General features: G+C 65.4%; 14 protein-coding genes. 6 read left to right on the top strand and 8 right to left on the bottom strand.

The window, feature by feature from the left end; genetic code table 11:
* Nucleotides 1–79: 79 nt before the first annotated feature.
* A complete protein-coding gene (locus HS968_RS04215) occupies nucleotides 80–640 on the bottom strand; it encodes a GNAT family N-acetyltransferase (RefSeq protein WP_182370297.1) in 561 nt (186 codons plus the stop codon).
* Nucleotides 641–698: 58 nt separating this feature from the next.
* Here HS968_RS04215 and HS968_RS04210 point away from each other — a divergent pair, with 58 nt between their 5' ends.
* On the top strand, nucleotides 699–1,619 hold the full coding sequence (locus tag HS968_RS04210) for a histone deacetylase family protein (protein WP_182371572.1): 921 nt from the start codon (nucleotides 699–701) through the stop codon (nucleotides 1,617–1,619).
* A 72-nt stretch (nucleotides 1,620–1,691) separates the two neighbouring features.
* Here the strand turns inward: HS968_RS04210 and HS968_RS04205 are convergent, their stop codons facing one another.
* Nucleotides 1,692–2,825 carry an aminotransferase class V-fold PLP-dependent enzyme gene (locus HS968_RS04205; protein WP_182370295.1) on the bottom strand — a complete coding sequence of 378 codons (1,134 nt, stop codon included), beginning with the start codon at nucleotides 2,823–2,825 and terminating at the stop codon, nucleotides 1,692–1,694.
* 114 nt (nucleotides 2,826–2,939) lie between these two features.
* Between HS968_RS04205 and HS968_RS04200 the strand changes: the two genes are divergently transcribed.
* The 3 genes from HS968_RS04200 (at nucleotide 2,940) to HS968_RS04190 (ending at nucleotide 5,840) form a co-directional block, all read left to right on the top strand.
* Nucleotides 2,940–4,178, top strand: coding sequence for a TIGR03862 family flavoprotein (locus HS968_RS04200; protein WP_182371571.1), 1,239 nt, complete (start codon nucleotides 2,940–2,942; stop codon nucleotides 4,176–4,178).
* Between the two features lie 230 nt (nucleotides 4,179–4,408).
* On the top strand, nucleotides 4,409–5,410 hold the full coding sequence (locus tag HS968_RS04195; protein WP_182370293.1) for a response regulator: 1,002 nt from the start codon (nucleotides 4,409–4,411) through the stop codon (nucleotides 5,408–5,410).
* A gap of 4 nt (nucleotides 5,411–5,414) precedes the next feature.
* Entirely contained in the window at nucleotides 5,415–5,840 is a 426-nt protein-coding gene (locus HS968_RS04190; protein ID WP_179622607.1) for a PAS domain-containing protein, read from the top strand.
* A gap of 69 nt (nucleotides 5,841–5,909) precedes the next feature.
* Here HS968_RS04190 and HS968_RS04185 read toward each other — a convergent pair whose 3' ends face one another.
* Nucleotides 5,910–7,253 carry a DEAD/DEAH box helicase gene (locus HS968_RS04185; RefSeq protein ID WP_182370291.1) on the bottom strand — a complete coding sequence of 448 codons (1,344 nt, stop codon included), beginning with the start codon at nucleotides 7,251–7,253 and terminating at the stop codon, nucleotides 5,910–5,912.
* Nucleotides 7,254–7,470: 217 nt separating this feature from the next.
* On the opposite strand from HS968_RS04185, the gene cobB reads away from it, so the two are divergent.
* Nucleotides 7,471–8,190: a Sir2 family NAD+-dependent deacetylase gene (gene cobB, locus HS968_RS04180; RefSeq protein WP_238338910.1), complete on the top strand. Its 720-nt coding sequence runs from the start codon at nucleotides 7,471–7,473 to the stop codon at nucleotides 8,188–8,190.
* A gap of 375 nt (nucleotides 8,191–8,565) precedes the next feature.
* Here the strand turns inward: cobB and HS968_RS04175 are convergent, their stop codons facing one another.
* From HS968_RS04175 to ptsP, 4 genes are all read right to left on the bottom strand, one after another.
* On the bottom strand, nucleotides 8,566–10,746 hold the full coding sequence (locus HS968_RS04175) for a hypothetical protein (protein ID WP_182370287.1): 2,181 nt from the start codon (nucleotides 10,744–10,746) through the stop codon (nucleotides 8,566–8,568).
* 147 nt (nucleotides 10,747–10,893) lie between these two features.
* A complete protein-coding gene (locus HS968_RS04170; protein ID WP_182370286.1) occupies nucleotides 10,894–12,621 on the bottom strand; it encodes a fructose-specific PTS transporter subunit EIIC in 1,728 nt (575 codons plus the stop codon).
* A gap of 12 nt (nucleotides 12,622–12,633) precedes the next feature.
* On the bottom strand, nucleotides 12,634–13,554 hold the full coding sequence (pfkB, locus tag HS968_RS04165) for a 1-phosphofructokinase (protein ID WP_182370284.1): 921 nt from the start codon (nucleotides 13,552–13,554) through the stop codon (nucleotides 12,634–12,636).
* Nucleotides 13,554–16,415, bottom strand: coding sequence for a phosphoenolpyruvate--protein phosphotransferase (gene ptsP, locus HS968_RS04160; RefSeq protein WP_182370282.1), 2,862 nt, complete (start codon nucleotides 16,413–16,415; stop codon nucleotides 13,554–13,556). The genes pfkB and ptsP overlap by 1 nt, the downstream gene beginning before the upstream one ends.
* A 237-nt stretch (nucleotides 16,416–16,652) precedes the next feature.
* On the opposite strand from ptsP, the gene cra reads away from it, so the two are divergent.
* Nucleotides 16,653–17,639, top strand: coding sequence for a catabolite repressor/activator (gene cra / locus HS968_RS04155; protein ID WP_182370280.1), 987 nt, complete (start codon nucleotides 16,653–16,655; stop codon nucleotides 17,637–17,639).
* Between the two features lie 67 nt (nucleotides 17,640–17,706).
* Here the strand turns inward: cra and HS968_RS04150 are convergent, their stop codons facing one another.
* Complete coding sequence (locus HS968_RS04150; protein ID WP_182370279.1) at nucleotides 17,707–19,761, bottom strand: AsmA family protein; 2,055 nt, start codon at nucleotides 19,759–19,761, stop codon at nucleotides 17,707–17,709.
* Nucleotides 19,762–19,890 lie beyond the last annotated feature (129 nt).

The raw sequence follows: 19,890 nt of genomic DNA, 5'->3' as shown, positions 1-19,890 counted from the left end.
TAATCGGGCTGGAAAGGAGTGCGATGGTAAAGAATTTGCGCGCGGCTGTCGGCATCAACGCGCCATTACCGGCCAAAGGCTAGTGCGCCTGCCGCCACTGCTCCCGCTGGATGCGATAAAGCACATGCGGCTGCAGCGGATGACCGGCTGGCATTTTCGGATGCAGAAAATCACCGGTTTCGTCCCGGCGCATGCCGATGGCACGCATCACGGCCTGCGACGGCCGGTTGGTCGGTACGGTAAAACTCACCACCTCGTCCAACCCAAGCTGCTCGAAGCCCACGGCCAGCGCCGCACGCGCCGCCTCGCTGGCATAGCCCTGGCGCCAGTGTGCCCGGGCCAGACGCCAGCCAATCTCCACGGCAGGCACGAAAGGCGCCTCGAAGCTGACCTGCGCCAGGCCGGTAACCCCGATCATCTCGCCGCTATCGCGCCTCTCCAGCGCCCAGAAGCCAAAGCCATGCTCATCCAGATGCTCACGCATGCGCGTCAACAACTGCGCGCTTTGCTCGCCATTCAGCGGCACAGGAAAATAGCGCATCACCTCGGCATCGGCGTTAAGCGCAGCCAGCGCCGGCAGGTCGCTATCGCGCCAGGCGCGCAGCAGCAGACGTTCAGTACGGGTTTCGATCAGGGGCATGGAGATTGTCTCGATTGACTGCGACCATAAGGCCGTCGATTCGATGAGCCTTCATTGTATGCCGCTACCGCTGGTCTACCACGAGGATTACAGCCCACCCTTCCCGGCCGGACATCGTTTTCCCATGGAGAAATTCCGCCTGCTGCGTGATCACCTGGTCGAGTCCGGCCTGACCACGGATGCCGATCTGCTGCGTCCCGAACTCTGCCCGGCGCAGATCCTCGCCCTGGCTCATTGCCCGGACTACATTGCCCGCTATATGGCTGGCGAGTTGTCGCATGAGGATCAGCGTCGCCTTGGCCTGCCCTGGAGCGCAGCCCTGGCGCAACGCACCGTACGTGCCGTGGGCGGCTCGCTGCTGACTGCCGAGCTGGCGCTCAGCCATGGCCTGGCCTGCCACCTGGCCGGCGGCACGCACCACGCGCACTACGACTTTCCTTCCGGTTTTTGCATCTTCAACGACCTGGCAGTGATCGCTCGCTACCTATTGGAGGCCGGGCGCGTGCAGCGCGTGTTGATCTTCGATTGCGATGTGCATCAGGGCGACGGCACCGCACGCCTGCTGGCCGACGTGCCGGATGCCGTCACCGTGTCGCTGCATTGCGAGCAGAACTTTCCGGCACGCAAGGCCGAAAGCGACTGGGACATCCCGCTGCCACGCGGCATGGGTGACAAGGACTACCTCAAGGTTGTGGACAGCACGCTCGATTACCTGCTGCCGCTCTACCAGCCGGATCTGGTGCTCTACGACGCGGGCGTCGACGTGCACAAGGATGACGCCCTGGGCTACCTGCAACTCACCGACGCCGGCCTCGCCGCTCGCGACGAAGCAGTGCTGCAGCACTGCCTGGGTCGAGACATTCCAGTAATGGGCGTAATCGGCGGCGGCTACTCCAAGGATCACGCCGCCCTCGCCCGCCGCCACGGCATCCTCCATCACAGCGCGGCAAAGGTTTGGGCTGCGCGCGGGTTGGGCTAGCTACTCGTAGGGCGGGTGGAACCCGCCAACTCACCGGAGACGGGTTTCACCCGCCCTACGACAGAGCGTTGATCAGCCGGCCAGTACCTTGTCCAACGCCTGCTCCAAAGTCGCCACGGTGCGGTCGATGTTGCCCAGCTTGTCCAGGCCGAACAGGCCGAGGCGGAAGGTCTGGAAGTCTGCCGGTTCGTCGCATTGCAGCGGTACGCCGGCAGCGATCTGCAGGCCAATGGCAGCGAACTTGGCGCCGGTCTTGATCTGCGCGTCGTCGGTGTAGCAGACCACCACGCCCGGCGCCTCGAAGCCCTTGGCCGCGACACTCTTGAAGCCACGCGCGGCCAGCAGTGCACGCACCCGGTCGCCGAGTTCCTGCTGTTGCTGGCGTACCTTGGCGAAGCCGAGGGCCTTGGCCTCGAGCATGGCATCACGGAAACGCGCCAGCGCATCGCTGGGCATGGTGGCGTGGTAGGCGTGGCCGCCCTGCTCATAGGCCTGCATGATCTGCAGCCACTTCTTCAGGTCACAGGCGAAGCTGGTGCTCTGCGTGGCCTCGACGCGCGCCTGGGCGGCCTCGCTGAACATCACCAGAGCGCAGCACGGCGAAGCGCTCCAGCCCTTCTGCGGCGCGCTGATCAGCACGTCGATACCACAGGCCTGCATGTCTACCCAAAGGGTGCCGGAAGCGATGCAGTCGAGTACGAACAAGCCACCCACGGCGTGCACTGCGTCGCTTACCGCGCGCAGGTAGTCGTCCGGCAGGATCATGCCAGACGAGGTTTCCACATGCGGGGCGAACACCACCTGCGGCTTCTCGGTGGCGATGGTGGCCAGCACCTCGTCCAGTGGCGCCGGAGCGAAGGCTGCCTGGGGGCCATCGGCGACAGGGCGAGCCTTGAGCACCAGGGACTGGGCTGGAATCCGGCCCATCTCGAAAATCTGCGTCCAGCGGTAGCTGAACCAACCATTGCGGATCACCAGGCACTTCTGGTCGGTCGCCAACTGCCGCGACACCGCCTCCATGCCATAGGTGCCACTGCCCGGTACGACCGCCACGGCATGGGCGTTGTAGACTTGTTTCAGGGTGGCCGAAATATCGCGCATCACGCCTTGGAACGACTGCGACATATGGTTCAGCGAGCGGTCGGTGTAGACCACCGAATATTCGATCAGGCCATCGGGATCGATGTCGGGGCAGATATGGGACATAACGGACTCCAGCCGAAAAGGTTCGAGCAGAACCTGCCCTAACCCTGGGCAAATGACAAGGCCAGGGAGCACTCGGGTAGAATGCGCAGCCGTCTCCCGAGCCGTCCCGCCATCATGACCACTACCGCCCAGCTCACCGCTCATCACGTCGCCATCATCGGCGGCGGCCCTGCCGGGCTGATGGCTGCCGAAGTGCTGGCGCAAGGCGGTGTGCACGTGGAGCTGTTCGACGCCATGCCCTCGGTGGGGCGCAAGTTCCTGCTGGCCGGCGTCGGCGGCATGAACATCACCCACTCCGAAGCCAAGCCGGCGTTCCTCGAACGTTACAGCGAGCGCCAGGCCGAGGTCACGGCGCTGCTGCAGGAGTTCGATGCCGATGCTCTGCGCGCCTGGATTCATGGCCTGGGCATCGAGACCTTCGTCGGCACCTCCGGCCGTGTATTTCCCACCGACATGAAGGCCGCGCCGCTGCTGCGCGCCTGGCTGCGGCGTTTGCGCGAACTGGGTGTGGTCATCCATACGCGCAGCCGCTGGCTGGGCTGGAACGATGACGGCAGCCTGCGTATCGCCAGCGTGGACGGCGAACGGGCTCTGTCCGCTGCTGCCTGTCTACTGGCACTGGGCGGCGGCAGTTGGTCGCGACTGGGCTCCGACGGAGCCTGGGTGCCCCTGCTGCAGGCACGCGGCATCGAAGTGACTGCACTGAAGCCCAGCAACTGCGGTTTCGAGGTGGACGGTTGGAGCGAATACCTGCAGGACAAGTTCTCCGGTGCCCCCTTGAAGAACGTCGCCCTCAGCCTGCCCGGCCAGGCCGCTCGCGTCGGTGAGTTCGTCCTCACCGCCAGCGGTATCGAAGGCAGTCTGGTGTACGCCTTTTCCGCCGATATCCGCCGCGCCATCGAGGCCGACGGCCAGGCGCTGATCCGCCTCGATCTGCTGCCGCAGATGCCGCTGGCCAAGCTGCAACAGGCGCTGGCCAAGCCGCGCGGCAAGCATTCGATGGCCAAGCACCTGCACCGCCAGGCCGGCCTCGATGGTGTGAAAGCCGCGCTGCTGCGCGAACTGGCACCGACCGAAGCCTTTGCCGAGCCAACCGCACTGGCGCACTGGATCAAGGCGCTGCCGATCACCCTGTTGCGCGCCCGGCCGCTGGATGAAGCGATCAGCAGCGCCGGTGGCGTGCCTTTCGAGGCTCTGGATCAAGGCCTGATGCTCAAGACCCTGCCCGGCGTATTTTGTGCCGGCGAAATGCTCGACTGGGAAGCGCCCACCGGTGGCTATCTGCTCACCGCCTGCTTCGCCAGTGGCAGGGTCGCGGCGCAGGGCGTACTCGACTGGTTGCATGCCGTGTAGTTGTAGGGTAGGCCGGGCGGCGCTCCGCTTCAGCCCACCAAGGCTGGCCGCTGTCGGTGGGCTGAAGCCCACCCTACGGACAGGCTAAGGCCGTAGGGCGGGTGCAACCCGCCATATCTGGCTGGCGGGTTGCACCCGCCCTACACCTGAAAAACCTGAAACTGCTGTGACGCCACGCAGGCTGCGGCTATGCTCAATCTCAGCGCTCCCCACACAGGTAATCTCCCGCCGTGATCCCTCTGCTGGTCTGCGACGACTCCAATATGGCGCGCAAGCAACTGATCCGCGCCCTGCCGGCAGAATGGCCGGTCACCCTCAGCCAGGCCAGCAACGGCGAGGAAGCACTGGCCTTGATCCGTCAGGGCCAAGGCCAGGTCATGCTGCTCGATCTGACCATGCCCGTGCTCGATGGTTACCAGACACTGGCCGCACTGCGCGCCGAAGGCCTCAACAGCCAGGTCATCGTGGTGTCCGGTGACGTGCAGGACGAAGCCGTGCGCCGCGTCCGCGAGCTCGGTGCCCTGGCGTTCATCAAGAAACCCGCCGACCCCGATATCCTGCGCCAGACCCTGATCGAACTGGGCCTGTTCAATCCACAGGGCACGCCAGCGGCCAAAGCTCAGGCAGCGGCGCTGTCGGAGCTGAAGGTGAGTTTCCGCGATGCCCTGCGCGAGGTCAGCAACGTCGCCATGGGCCGCGCCGCCGCGCTGCTGGCCAAGGTGCTCGGGGTATTCGTGCAGTTGCCGGTGCCGCAGGTGAACATCTTCGAAGTCAGCGAACTGCACATGACCCTGCTCGACGCCCAGCGTGGCGAGCGTTTCAGCGCCATCTGCCAGGGCTTCATCGGCGAGGCCATCGCCGGTGAAGCCCTGCTGCTGTTCCACGACTCGGAAGTGGACGACATGGCGCGCCTGCTCGGCTGGCAACCGAAGAACGAGGCAGAAACATCGGAAATGCTCCTGGATCTGGCCAGCATCCTGATCGGTGCCTGCCTGGCAGGCGTCGCCGAGCAACTCGACCTGCGTTTCTCCCAGGGCCACCCGCAATTGCTCGGCCAGCACGCCAGCCTCGACCAGATCATCCAGGTCAACCGCCAGCGCTGGCGCAAGACCCTGGCCGTGGAAATAAGCTACAGCCTGGAGGGCCACGCGATCCATTTCGATCTGCTGCTGTTGTTCACCGAAGATTCGATCAAGCGCCTGACCGCCAAGATCGGCTACCTGATGGAGTGAGGCCATGCCCGCGCAGATCGATATCAAGGAAGTTCACTGGCTGCTCGACATCGTGCAATGCATCGACGTCGGCGTGGTGGTGCTCGACCGCCAGTATCACGTCGAGGTGTGGAACGCCTTCATGGAAAACCACTCCGGTTTGGGCCCGGATCAGGTACAGGGGCGCTCGCTGTTCGAGCTGTTCCCCGACATCGACCGGCCCTGGCTGGAGCGCAAGGTGGAAAGCGTGGTGCAACTGGGCACCCGCGCCTTCAGCCTGTGGCAGCAGCGGCCGTACCTGATGCGCTTCAAGAGCTACCAGCCGATCACCGGCCAGGCCGACTTCATGTACCAGAACGTCACCGTGCTGCCGCTGGCTGGCCAGCCGGTGGAACATGTGTGCCTGGTGATCTATGACATGACCGCGGCGGCGGTGGCGGCACAGGCTTGATCCGCTAAGCCGTAGGGTGCGCCGTCCGCACCAGTCAACCTCTTCTGAGTTCGGTGCACATGGCGCACCCTACTTTTTTCCGCCCTTGGGTTTGCTGCCGAAGCTCGGCACCTTGCGTACCGCCTTGGCTTTGGGTTTGGCATCCTCTTCCTCGAACCAGCGACCGAGGTGGATGTTGCCCTTGCCACCCGCCTTGCCCGCACCGGGAATCAGCTTCTGCTTGGGCTTCTTCGGTTTCTTCAGTACCTGGCCGCCGACCGCCGTCAGTGGTACGCGGTGATCCGGAATGAAATCGGGCTCGTCGACACGCTTGATCAACTGCTGGGTGAGGTTCTCGATAGCCGCCAACTGGTCGACTTCGTCGGCGCAGACCAGCGAGATCGCCTCGCCCGTACTACCCGCGCGACCGGTTCGGCCGATGCGATGCACATAGTCCTCGGCGTTGATCGGCAGGTCGAGGTTGACCACCAACGGCAGGTCATCGATATCCAGCCCCCGAGCGGCCACGTCGGTAGCGACCAGCACCTGCACCTCGCCGGCCTTGAAACGCTCCAGGGCGCGCAGGCGACTCGGCTGCGGCTTGTCACCGTGAATCGAGTCAGCGCTGACGCCGATGGCCAGCAGTTCCTGCTCCAGCTGATCGACGCCCTTGCGGGTCTTGGCGAACACCAGCACCTGGCCCCAGCGTTTTTCCTGCAGCAGGTGCAGGAACAGCTCGCCCTTGCGCTTCTTGTCCACCGGGATCAGCCACTGCTTGACACTCTTGGCCGCCGCGTTGCGCGGGCTGACTTCCACCGACAGCGGGTCGCGCAGCAGTTCGCCGGCCATCTGCCGGATGGCATCGGAGAAAGTGGCGGAGAACAGCAGGGTCTGGCGCTTTTTCGGCAGCGCGCTGAACAGCTCGTCCAGCTCACGGGCAAAACCGAGGTCGAGCATGCGATCCGCTTCGTCGAGCACCAGGGTCTGCAACTGGCTGAATTTCACCGCGTTCTGCCGGTACAGGTCGAGCAACCGGCCCGGCGTGGCCACCAGCACATCGACGCCCTTGCGCAGCTTCATCATCTGCGGATTGATGCTGACCCCGCCGTACACCGCATAGCTGGAGAGCGGCAGGTTCTGGCCGTAACTCAAAAAGCTCTGCAGCACCTGCTCGGCCAGCTCGCGGGTCGGCACCAGCACCAGCGTGCGCACCGAGTTGCTCGCCACCTGCGGCCCCTCCAGGGTCAGGCGTTGCAGCAACGGCAGGGCGAAGCCGGCGGTCTTGCCGGTGCCGGTCTGCGCCGCGGCCATCAGGTCGCGGCCCTTGAGCACGGCGGGAATCGCCTGGCTCTGCACCGGAGTCGGGGTCTGGTAGTCGAGGTCGGCGAGCGTGCGCAGCAACGGCTCGATCAGGCCAAGAGAGGCGAAGGTCATGGGGTAACCGAATCAGAAGGAAACAGGCGCGCAGTTTACCTGAACCTGCCACGTCCAAGCTCAGGGAGCATGGCGCATCGACAGAGAGCCTGCCGGCCTTGCTCGCGGTGACTGCAACCGATAGTCGCCAATCGTCGAGGCTAGGTGCGCGCGGCACACCCTACGGATTGGCAATTGGCTTAGAGTTACCGCAATGCAGACCTGCTTCGGAGCCGCCATGCCCCATCCCAATATCGTCATACTCACCGGCGCCGGTATCTCCGCCGAGAGCGGCATCCGCACCTTCCGCGCCGCTGATGGACTCTGGGAAGAACACCGCATCGAAGAGGTGGCCACCCCCGAGGGTTTCGCCCGTGATCCGGCGCTGGTGCAGCGTTTCTACGACATGCGTCGCGCCCAGTTGCGTGACCCGGCCATCGCTCCCAACGCCGGGCATCTGGCCCTGGCGGAGCTGGAGGCTGGCTGGCAGGGCGAGTTTCTGCTGGTCACGCAGAACGTCGACAACCTGCATGAACGCGCCGGCTCCAGGCGCTTGCTGCACATGCACGGCGAGTTGCAGTCGATGCTGTGCAGCAATAGCCAGCAGCGTTTTCCGCTGCTGGACGACATGCCGGTCGAACAGGCGTGCGCCTGCTGCGGCCTGAAGGGCACGCTACGTCCGGATATCGTCTGGTTCGGTGAGATGCCCTATCACATGGAACGCATCTACGACGCGCTGGAGCAGTGCGAGCTGTTCGTCAGCATCGGCACCTCGGGTCATGTCTACCCGGCTGCCGGTTTCGTCGAACAGGCGCGTCGCGCGGGCGCGCATACCCTGGAGATCAATCTGGAGCCCAGCCAGGGCCATTCGCTGTTCGCGGAAAAACGCTATGGCCCGGCCACCGAGCAGCTGCCCCGCTGGGTCGCGGAGCTATTGGCCGGCAGAGAGAGAACGTAGGGCGTGTGAAACCCGCCAATACGCAAAGGGCAGGCCGGCTAAGCATTCCAACCCGTAGGAGTGGCTTCAGCCACGAACAGCTTTCGCGGCTGAAGCCGCTCCTACAAGAACCCAGCATGTAGGGCGGATCGGGGCGCCCTACCAAACATGCAGGCCGTGCCAGAACGCCAAAACCGAGTACGCCCTACCGGCTGGTTGAGGTGATTGACTGACACATGTCGGCAGGCGAACGATTAGTCGCGCCTTGGCACGGACGGCCCCCTCTCCCATTTATTGGGGGCACGCCTAGTGGAGAGGGATGGGGAGAGAGTGATACAGATGACTCGGCGTTGTCGGATGCCCCTCTCCCGCAAGCGGGAGAGGGGAGACAAGCACCTACTGCGCAGCGTCCTGAACGGGCTCCGCCGCTTCGGCCGGTGCCTCTGGCTGCGGGCTAAACACACCCTGGCTCCAGGCGTAGTAGCCCAGGCCCAACGCCAGCAGCAGCGCCAGTATCCACGGCCATACCAGCGGTTTCTCGGCGTAAGGATCGCGCAGCGCGCGGTCGCTGCCCTTGGGCAGTTCCGCCATTTGCGTGAGCGCAGTGCCGAAGGGAATGCTGATACGGGCCTGGGCATTCACCGCCCAGCCGTTGCCGTCGAGAATCGGCCCCAGGCTACGGCGACGCAGCTTGAACCAGGCCAGCAGCATGGCCGGCCCGGAGATGGCCAGCAGCACGCAGAGCAGCAGCAGCGGAACCTGCCACCAGGCCAACGACAGAATCCCCGTGACCACCGCCGCCAGCGCCGTCCCTAGCGCACCGACCGCCAGGCCGATGGCAGCGAAGATACCGGCGAACTTGGCGATATCGAACGCAGGTGCCGGCGCTGCTCCAGGCGCTGCTCCGGTTTCACCAACCTTGGCCGCGGTCTTGCTGACCATGTCAGCGTCACGACTGGCCGCCAGTTTCTGTACCTGATCGGAAACCAGGCTGGAGATACGCCGGTAAGGCGACCAGAACGCCTCACGGATACTGATGGCGTTCTGCACCACCTTGACCACCACGGCATCCCAGTCGTTGCCTTCACGGTCATAGAACAGGCCATGGCGACCAGCCTGCAGATCGCCCTCGCTACCGGCCGTCACTGCCACCACGATGTTCAGCGTCTCCTTGCCGCGCACCGGCTCACCGCGGCGGGTGCAGGCGCAGTAGAGCAGGAAGCAGTCGCTGGCCGCCGCGACCTTGGCATGGGCCTCGACATCGCCAACTTCCACCGCCAGCTCGCAGCTCTTGCCGTCGATGTAGAGCACGCCAGCCTGGAATACCGCTTTCTCCTGGCGGGCATAGAAGCACTGGAAGGACACGAAGTTGCGCAGCAGCTTGACCAGGCCGTGACGCAGGCGAATCAGCTTGTCCAGCTCGACCAGGCCATCGGCAGCCTCGGCCACCGCCTTGTCTTCCTCGACCAGCGCCAGCAGGCGCGCCTCGGCGCCCTGCTCCACCAGTTCGAGAATGCGTCCGCGCTCCAGTACCTCGGCAATCGCCACGGCCGGCGTCTCGGCGCGCCAGGCCAGGTAGTTGCCGCACAGTGCAACCAGGTGCTGCCACTGCTCGCGCGACAGGCTGTCCTGCTCGCCATAGACCGGCACCACCACACGCTGGCGGAACTCGTCGACGGCACCCTGCCAAGCCGGATTGAGGCCCTTGTGCAGCGGCAGCTCGTCGCCATGCTGCACCACCGCCAGGGGCAGGCCGGCCACCTCGCCAGCATCGGCCAATGACAGCGACGCCAGACGCACCAGCTCTTCTTCCTTGGCGTTCATCAGGGCCGCGGCACGCGGGTCGAACTCGGCCATGGCCACACGGGTGAAATAATCGTCGATCTTGGCACGCACGGCGCTCAGCGCTTCGACCGCCGCTACCGTGCCTTCACCGAATGCATCCAGCCCCTGTTCAGCGGCACGCGCGTGCCAGGCGTGCAGCTGGCGCGCCTGGTCGAAGAAAGCGGTGATCTGCTCGGCACCGATGGCGGGCTCACCACTGCGATCGGTCTGCGCGCCCAGGCAGGCGATGATGTCGGCGATGGCGGCCTTGAGTTCGGCATCATCGGTCATGCTGGCCGGCACCAGGCCGTCGCCATTGGATTCGTGAGGCGGGAACAGCAACGCCAGATCAGCGGTATCGGCCGGCGTCAGGCTCTCGGCGTCAGGACGCCCGAGCACGCCCAACAGACGCTGTGCAGCCAGGCGCAGGCGGGCACCTTCGGCATCGTCGGTGAGCGAGGTCAGCAACAGCGGGCCGTCCTGAAACAGCACGGCGGGATCGCGCAGGCGCGCCAGTGTCCAATCGACCACGTCGAGCACTTCCGGCGCGCGAATACGACCGTCCTTGTTCAGGTCGATGTACTGCAGCATGCGCCGATCCAGCTCCAGGTTGTTCACCGGGCAGGCCAGGCTGGCCCAGAGTTTCTGATCCAGACCGCGCAGGGCGGCAAGGTCGGCGGGGGTTTCCAGTTGCACCTGGTCGAAGCCGCCGGCACGGAAGAAGCGCCAGCGATGCGCGAGAACTTGAGTCATCTACAAAAGATCCTTTCTTTGTGAGGGCGACTGCGCCAAGAAGTCGACGATGATCCAGCGCTGCGCATTGGCGCCTGGCTCACTCAACAGACTCCTACTTCCCAGGCGCTGTTCAACTCAGTGTAACCGAGCAACAGGGGCGTGCGCTCATTGCGCCTCGACCGCCAATGGCTGCGCCTCGGGCTGTTTGATCAGCGCGTAGAGCACGCCGGCGAGCAGACTGCCGGCAACGATGGCCAGCAGGTATAGCAGCGCGTGGTTGATGGCGTTGGGAATCAGCAGCACGAACAGGCCTCCGTGCGGAGCCATCAGCTTGCAACCGAAGTACATCGACAGTGCGCCGGTCAGCGCACCACCGGCGATACAGGCCGGGATCACCCGCAACGGATCCTTCGCGGCGAAGGGAATCGCCCCCTCGGAGATGAAGCACAAGCCCAGTACCCCGGCCGCCTTGCCTGCCTGACGCTCGCTCTGGGCGAACTTGCGCCGCGCCAGCACGGTGGCGATGGCCATGGCAATCGGCGGCACCATGCCTCCGGCCATGGTCGCGGCCATCGGTGCGTAGCTGCTCGACGCCAGCAGGCCGACCGAGAAGGCATAGGCCGCCTTGTTGATCGGCCCACCGAGATCCACGCACATCATGCCGCCAAGCAGCGCGCCAAGCAGGATGGCATTGGTGCTGCCCATGCTGTCGAGGAACTGGGTGAGCGACTGCAACACACCGGCCACGGGGCTGCCAACGACGTAGATCATCGCCAGACCGGTGATCAGGCTGGCCAGCAGGGGGATGATCAGGATCGGCTTGAGCGCCTCCAGACTGTCCGGCAAGCGCACCCAGCGGGCGATGGCCTTGGCCGAATAGCCGGCGATGAAGCCAGCGACGATACCGCCGATGAAACCGGCGCCCAGTGAGCTGGCGAGCAGTCCACCGATCATTCCTGGCGCCAGTCCCGGACGGTCGGCGATGGAATAGGCGATATAGCCGGCCAGTACCGGCACCATCAGCTTGAATGCGGCGTCGCCACCGATCTGCATCAGCGCGGCGGCGAACGTGCCCTCCTGCTCATATGCCTTGATCCCGAAGACGAACGACAGCGCGATCAACAGCCCACCCGCCACCACCATCGGCAGCATGTAGGAAACGCCGGTGAGCAGGTGCTTGTAGGGGCCGGCTTTCTCGCTGCTACTGGGCGCGGCCTTGCCTTCGGCTGGCGCGGCCTCGCTCAGCGGGCGCGCCTCGCTCAAGGCGCGCTCCAGCGTCTGTTGCGGCTGCTTGAGCGCCACACCAGTGCCGCAACGGTAGACCTTCTTGCCGGCGAAGCGGCTGGTGTCGACCTCGATATCGGTGGCCAGCAGGACGGCGTCAGCCGCATCGATTGCCGCATCGTCGAGCAGGTTGCGCGCACCGACCGAGCCGCGGGTTTCCACCTGCAATTCGATGCCCATGCGCAGCGCCGCCTGTTGCAGCGCTTCGGCGGCCATGAAGGTATGCGCTACGCCGGTCGGGCAGGCAGTGACCGCGACCAGTCGACGACGCCCGCTCGGGACGGGCTCGCTGTTTTCACCATAGGGCTGAGCACGCTCGGCGGCCTCACGCAGAAAACGCTGCGGATCGGCCAGTGCCTCGGCCGGCGTGGCCTGAAACAGACGCTTGCCGGCAAAGCGGCTCAACGGCAGCTCACCGGTCTTGACCACCAGCACCCAGTCGGCTGCAGCGATCTGCGCCTCGCTCAATGGCGAACCAATCGCGCGCGCGTCGTGCACCTCGACACGGGTTTGCCAGCCCAGGCGCTCGGCAGCAGCCTGCAACAGGCGCGAACACAGCACGCTGGTGACCTGGCCATTGGGGCAGGCAGTGACGATCAGCAGATTCATGATGGGTGCCTCTTATTCTTCTATGGGGTGCAAGTGCACGGCCGCTTCAAGACGGGCCAGTTGCTCACGGTCATGGATGCCGAAGCCAATCTGGGTGACCGCCTGCGCCGCCACCGCCGTGGCCAGGCGCAAGGTGCGCTCGGCTGGCCAGCCCTCGAGCAGGCCGTGCAGGCTGGCCGCCAGCAGCGAGTCACCGGCGCCGACCGTGCTGGCAACCTCGACACGTGGCGGTATGGCGCGCAGGGCGATGTCCGGGCCGTGCCAGTCGACGCCAGCCGCCCCGCGCGACAACAGCACGTGCTCGATACCCTGCGTACGCAGCGTCTGCACGGCGGCAGGCAGATCGCTGCCGCACACCTCGGTCAGCTCTTCCTCGTTAGGTTTGATCAGCCAGGGGGCGACGCCCAGGGCCGCCTGCAAAGCCGCACCGCTGCTGTCCACTGCCAGGGGTACGCCACTGGCCTTGAGTCGCCGCAGCAAACCGGCGAACCACTGCGGGGTAACGCCACGCGGCAGGCTGCCGGCTACCACCACGGCATCATGCCCGGCTAGCAGCGGCTCCAGCTCCTCTTCCAGGTGTTGCAGGTGTTCGACCTCGACCTGCGGGCCGGGGCCGTTGAGGTCGGTGATGCAGCCGTCGGTTTCGGCCAGCTTGATGTTGCTGCGCGTCTCGCCCGGCACACGGACGAACAGGTCGTGAAAGCCGCGCTTGTGCATCAGGCTTTCGAACGGCGCGGCATTGGCGCGCCCGAGAAAGCCGCCGACGCTCAGGCTGTGGCCCAGGTCGGCCAGTACCTGGGCGACGTTCAGGCCCTTGCCGGCCGCGTGGCTGCGTAGCTCATGGCAGCGGTTGATCGCACCGGGCTGCAGGCGGTCGAGGCGCAGCGTCAGATCCAGCGCCGGGTTCAGGGTCAGGGTCAGGATTCGGGCCATCAGTGCATCTCCGCGACCAGCGCACGCACGGCGCTGGCACTGTCCAGGGTAAGCGCACGATCCGCCAGGGTTCGCGCCTGGCGGCTGTCCAGCTCACGCACGCGCGCCTTGACCAGGCCGATCGAGCGTGGCGTCACGCTCAGTTCGTCCACGCCAAGCCCCACCAGCAGCGGCACGGCCAGGCGGTCGCTGGCCAGCTCGCCACAAACGCCGACCCACTTGCCCTGCGCATGAGCAGCGGTCACGGTCATTTCGATCAGGCGCAGCACGGCGGGATGCAGGCCATCGGCCTGTGCCGACAACTGCGGATGACCACGGTCGATGGCCAGGCAGTACTGGGTCAGGTCATTGGTGCCGATGCTGAAGAAGTCCACCTCGCGTGCGAGCACGGGTGCCAGCAGTGCTGCCGAGGGCACTTCGATCATGATGCCGACCTGCAGGTCGCGCACCTCGATCTCTTCACGCAGGCGCTGCACCATGTCACGCGCCGCACGCCACTCCTCCACCGAACCGACCATGGGGAACATGATCCGCAGCGGGCGGCCATCGGCCGAGGCGAGCAAGGCGCGCAGTTGGGTTTCCAGAATCTCCGGGCGCTGCAGGCTCAGGCGAATGCCACGTACACCAAGGAAAGGGTTCTCCTCAGCCGGCATCGGCCAGTAAGGCAGGGGTTTGTCACCGCCGACATCCAGCGTGCGCACCACCAACGGACGCCCCTCCAATGCATCGAGCACACGCCGATACTCGCGTTCCTGCGCAGCGTGATCCGGCGCCTGGGCATGCTCCATGAACACCAGCTCGGTACGCAGCAGGCCCACTGCTTCCGCGCCCAGCGCCACCGCGTCGGCGGTTTCGCCACTGGCGCCGATATTGGCAGCCACTTCCACGCGCACACCGTCACGGGTCTGCGCCTCGCTGAAACGCTCGGCATGCGCCTGCTCACGCCGCTGCTGCGCTACTTCACGCTCATGCAGCGCCTGATCACGCTCGGCTGCATCCGGGGCGACGCGCAGCAGGCCACTGTCACCATCGAGCAGCAGCGGCGTGCCTTGCGCCAATGCCAGCACACCATCGCCGGCACCGACCACAGCGGGAATGCCCAGGGCGCGAGCGATGATCGCGCTGTGCGCGGTAGCACCACCACGCGCGGTGAGGATACCGGCGACACGCTGGCGGTCGAGACCAGCGACGTCCGACGGCACGACTTCGGCCATCACCAGGATGTAGGGCTCGTTCGGCTCACTGGGCAACTCGACGCCACAGAGGTGCGCCAGCACACGATTGCCAATATCCCGCAGGTCTGCCGCACGCTCGGCCAGCAATGGGTCATGCAAGGCCTCCTGACGCTTGGCCGCCGCCTCGACTTCGACCTGCCAGGCCGCCTCGGCGCTCGCGCCCTTGCCTAGGCGGGCCTCGACATCTTCGCGCAACGCCGGATCGGCGAGCATGGCCAGGTGAGCGCTGAAAATCTCGCGAATGCTCGCCACACCGGCGCCATCGACCAGGCGCTGAATCTGCGCGGTGACAGCCGCCAGGGCCGCCTCCAGACGCGCGCGCTCCTGCTCGACACCCTGACCTTGCTCAGCGAAAGCAAAGGTCGGTGGCGTACGCAGCAGCGCCGGCCCCATGGCGATGCCGGGCGAGGCGCCAACGGCCAGCAAGCGACTGCCGGCAACCGGAGCGACCGCTTCAATCGGTTCAAGCTGCGCCGCCACTTCAGGCAACGCTTCACTCAGCGGTTCGACCGCTTCGCCCAGACCACTTTCCAGCGCCGCGCGAATGGCCGGCAGAGCGCTGTCGGCAAGCGCCGGTTCGGCGCTGAACTCGAGCATCTGACCACGCCGCGCGCCCAGCGCCAGCAGGCGGCTGAGGCTCTTGGCCGAGACTCCGGCGCCCGCGTCGCCAAACAGGCGCACACGGATCTCACCGGCAAAGCCCTGCGCCAGCTCGCTCAGCACCTTGGCCGGACGTGCGTGCAGACCATGGGCATTGAGCAGTGGCACGCTGAGACTGGGCCAGTCCGGCGGCACCTCACCGCCCAGCGCCTCGATCACCTGGCGGCTATCGCTGGCTTCGCTGAACGCCGCCGCCCGACCACCGATCAGTACATCACACAGACGCTCCAGCGCCTGGCGATGCGCCTCACCCTGGCTGGCCAGGCAGAACAGACCACGCAGCGCTTCACCACGAAAACTCAGCGGCTGCGCTGGGGTGACGAAGGCCAGGCCTGGCCGTTCGACGCTGGCCTCGCTGTGCAGCCACCACAGGCCATCGCCCAGCGGCAGCGGCTCGCCACGTGCCAGCCCGAGGGCGAAACCGCTACGGGCGCAGCCGGCCTGACGCAACAGGCGCGCGCCCTGCCAGAGCAATTCGTCGAAGTCTTCGGCAGGCTGCGCCAGCGCCACCAGTTGGCCGTCCAATGCCAGCGCCTGTGGTGCGCCCTGCAGCAGGTCGAGTATCTGCGCCGGCTCGCGGGCCTCACGCAGCGCCTGGCTCAGGTCACCCTCGCCCAGGGCGCGGGTCAGCAATTGCAGCAGGTGCAGGTGCTCGTCGGACTGAGCGGCGATGGCGATGGCCAGGTAGACCTGCTGGCCATTGCCCCAATCCACTCCAGCCGGAAACTGGATCAGGCTGACGCCAGTACGCAATACCTGATCGCGGGTCTGCGGCGTGCCATGGGGGATGGCGATGCCCTGGCCGAGAAAGGTAGAACCCTGAGCTTCGCGAGCCTGCAGGCCATCGAGGTAAGCCGGAGTGGCCAGGCCGGCACTGGCCAACGCATCGCCGAGCATGGCCAGGGCTTCGCCCTTGTTCGCCGCCGCCCGGCCCATCTGAATTTGGCTGGCATCGAGTTCGAGCATGGGTGCCTCCGGCTTGGATTCTTGTTCTGATTGAAAAAGGTGTTCAGGACTCGGCGCTCATTTACACCACCCAAACACCTTCAAGACTAGCTGATGAATTGAATTGCTGAAACGATTCATCAAACGCTGGCACCTTATCCGATAATGGGTAATCCTTGAAGCCCGGTCGTCGTCGAGTCGGTGTAGACTCGCCGCGCTCACACGCTCGAAACCTCTTCTCTGCATGGTGCTGCGCCCGTGAAACTCAGCGACATCGCCCGCCTGGCGCAGGTCTCGGTGACCACCGCCAGCTACGTGATCAACGGTCAGGCCGAACGTCGGCGCATCAGCCCTGCGACCGTGGCCAAGGTACTGGCGGTGGTCGAAGAACATGGCTATCGCCCGGATCAGCAGGCCGCCAGTCTGCGCCGCGGGCAAAGCCGCTGCCTGGGCTTCATCCTGCCGGATCTGGAGAACCCCAGTTACGCGCGCCTGGCCAAGCTGCTCGAACAGAAGGCCCGCGCCGCCGGCTATCAGTTGCTGATCGCCAGCTCAGACGATGATCCGAGCAGCGAGCGGCAGTTGCTCGAGCTGTTCCGCTCGCGCCGCTGCGAAGCGCTGATCGTCGCCAGTTGCCTGCCTGCCGATGACCCGCTGTATCCCGCCATCGTCGCTGCCGGCCTGCCGGTCGTGGCGGTGGACAGGGCCCTGTCACCTACGCACATCCGCTCGGTGGTCAGCGATGACGAGCAGGCCGGGCGCACCCTGACCGAAAGCCTGCTGAAACCCAAGCCACGGCATATCGCCCTGCTCGGCGCCCGTGCGGAACTGGTCATCAGCCAGGCGCGCGAGCGTGGTTTCCATGCCGCGCTGGCTGGTTTCGACGGACGCGTCAGCGTCTATCACGGCGAGCTGTTCAGCCGCGCCTGCGGTTACCGGGAGATGCAGACGCTGATGAATGAAGTCGGCCCGCCGGATGCCTTGCTGACCACCGCCTACGTGCTGCTCGAAGGCGTATTCGATGCGCTACGCGAGCAGGGCGACGAGCAATGGCCAGCAGTGCGCCTGGCCACCTTCGGCGATACCCAGTTGCTGGACTTTCTGCCACTGCGGGTCAATGCCATGAGCCAGCAGCACGAACGTATCGCCGAGCGTGTGCTGGCCTGGACGCTTCGGGCGGTGGAACACAACGACTATCAGCCCGGTGTCGAGGCCATTGGCCGCAGCTTCAAGGCCCGAGCCTGAGTACCCCTTCAATACTGAGGCGGGTTGCACCCGCCCTACGCGCTACATGTTGTTCTGATGCTTCCTGCTAACCACCCTGAATCTTCTGCAGCAGCGGCTCGCATTGGCTGGGCTCGTCACCTGCGCTGGGCGCCATCAGCGCCAACAACCCGGCCGCGGGTGCCACCGCTACACCCAGCGCCACCAGGCCGGCACCGCGTAGTGCCAGCGGCGTGGCCTGCACGCCAGGCGAAGGCTCCTTGAACGTGCCGCGTACGTACAGCGGCGAGCGCAGGGAGAAGATGCGAAAGCCCTTGGTCGACGGCGTGATGGTGAAGTCCAGCCGTTCGCTGGCGAAGTTGGCGCTGCCGTCGACCTTGATCACCGCATTGTCGGTGTCGATCACGAACAGCCGCGTACTCATCAACCCCTGCGTGATGCCGAGATCGGCCGCCGCGCAATGAATCTTCACATCCTCGTCGCCAAACAATCTGCCTACCAGGTAGTTGCCGACGTTCAGCCCGGCGATCTCCATCAGCCCACGGCTGACGGCACCATCGTTGATCAGCATCTTCAACTCGCCATCGGCACCGCCAAGCAAGGCCGCCACCGAGTTGCCACGACCGCTGATGCGCGCATCACCGTTGAGCTCACCGAAGCTGGTCTGCATCGGCGCGAAGGTGGGAAACAGCTGCTTGAGCTTGAGGTCACGCGCGCGCAGGCGCATCTGTCCCTGTAGCGGCGTGGTGGCGCCATTCAGGCGAATCTGCGAATCGAGCACACCACCGGCCATTCCGAAACGTAGCGGTTCCAGGCTCAGCATGCCGTCATTGAGCACCACATGGGTGTCCAGATCGGTGATCGGCAACTGCTCGCTGTGCACGATGCGCTTGCCGACGAAACGCACATCGGCGTCCATCGCACGCCAGCGGTCGGTGCGGAATTCCGAGACAGGCAGCGCCTTGTTCGCCGGCTGCACGTCCCGTTCGCCGCGCTCGCGCTTGTCCTCGCTGGAGTCGGCACCGATCAGCGGCGCCAGGTCACTGAACAGCAGTTGATTGGAGGTCAGGCGGCCGGACAGCTTCGGCCGCGGCTCGCGGGCCACGAACGTCAGGTCGCCGTGAATATCGCTGTCACCGATCTGGCCATTGAAGCCGAGGTAGCGAAAGATCGCCCCATCGGCATCGTGCAAGTCGGCCTGTAGGCGACCATCGGTGCTGTACGGCGGGGTATCCGGCAAGGTCACGCCAGTCAGCGGATACAGCTGACCCAAGCTGGCGCCGGACAGTCTCAGGCGCAGATCCAGAGCCCCCAGGTTCTGCGGATCGGTCAGGCTGCCGGCCAGCACGATGCGGGTCGCGCCAATGCGCAGATCGGCCTGCAGCGGGAACGGCTGCGACGCGTCGTGCAACGCCAGCAGACCACCGACCTTGCCGTTACCGGTCAGCGACTGGCCACGGAAGCTGCCCTTGGTCTGCCAGGCGAAAGCGTAATCCTGGGCGCTGGCATTGCTCTGCGCCAGACGCTCGGCAGCGCTCTTGCCCACGATGTCGGCGAACGGGATCGGCTCACCCAGCGGCTGGATGGCTGTCTCCAGACGGGTATTGCTGACCTTGTCATCCAGCTTCACCTGCCCCTTGTCGAAACCGATGGTGCCGATATCCAGCGTCCAGGGGCTGGGCTGAGCGGTGTCGTCCGGCTGTTCCTTGCCCAGATCGAACACCCAGTTGGCCCGGCCATCGGCCAGGCGCTGCAAATCGGCAACCGGCGCACCGAGCTCGATACTGGGGATGCTTACCGTTTTCCACAAAAGCGGCAGCGGAGACAGACGGAATCGCACGCTGTCGAGGCTGACGAAGGTATCGCCCTGCGCCCAATCAGGGTTGCCCAGGCGCAGTTGCTCGGCGGCGAAGTGTGGCCAGGGCACCCAGGCACTCAAGCCCTGCTGGCCCACCTCACGCTGCCAGACCACACGCAGGTCGCCCTCGATGGCAAACGGCCGATTCAAGGCCGCAGAAACCTGCTCGTTGATCAACGGCCGCGCGCGATTCCAGTCGAACAACACCAGAAACAGCATCAGCGCCGCCACCAACAGCAGAAAAATGGCGAGCAACGCGCCCAACAATTTGCGTACCTGGCGCACCCAGCGACCTCCTTATTTCACCGCCCGAGTGAAACTCGTCCATGTCCATACGACTGAAAAGATTAGCCAACGCTCCCTCGCGCTGGCAGGAAAGGGGAAAATAGCCGACTCTGAACACCCGTTCGTGAG

The sequence above is a fragment of the Pseudomonas berkeleyensis genome, assembly GCF_014109765.1.
Lineage (GTDB): Bacteria > Pseudomonadota > Gammaproteobacteria > Pseudomonadales > Pseudomonadaceae > Aquipseudomonas > Aquipseudomonas berkeleyensis.
This window is presented reverse-complemented; position numbering and strand designations above follow the sequence as displayed.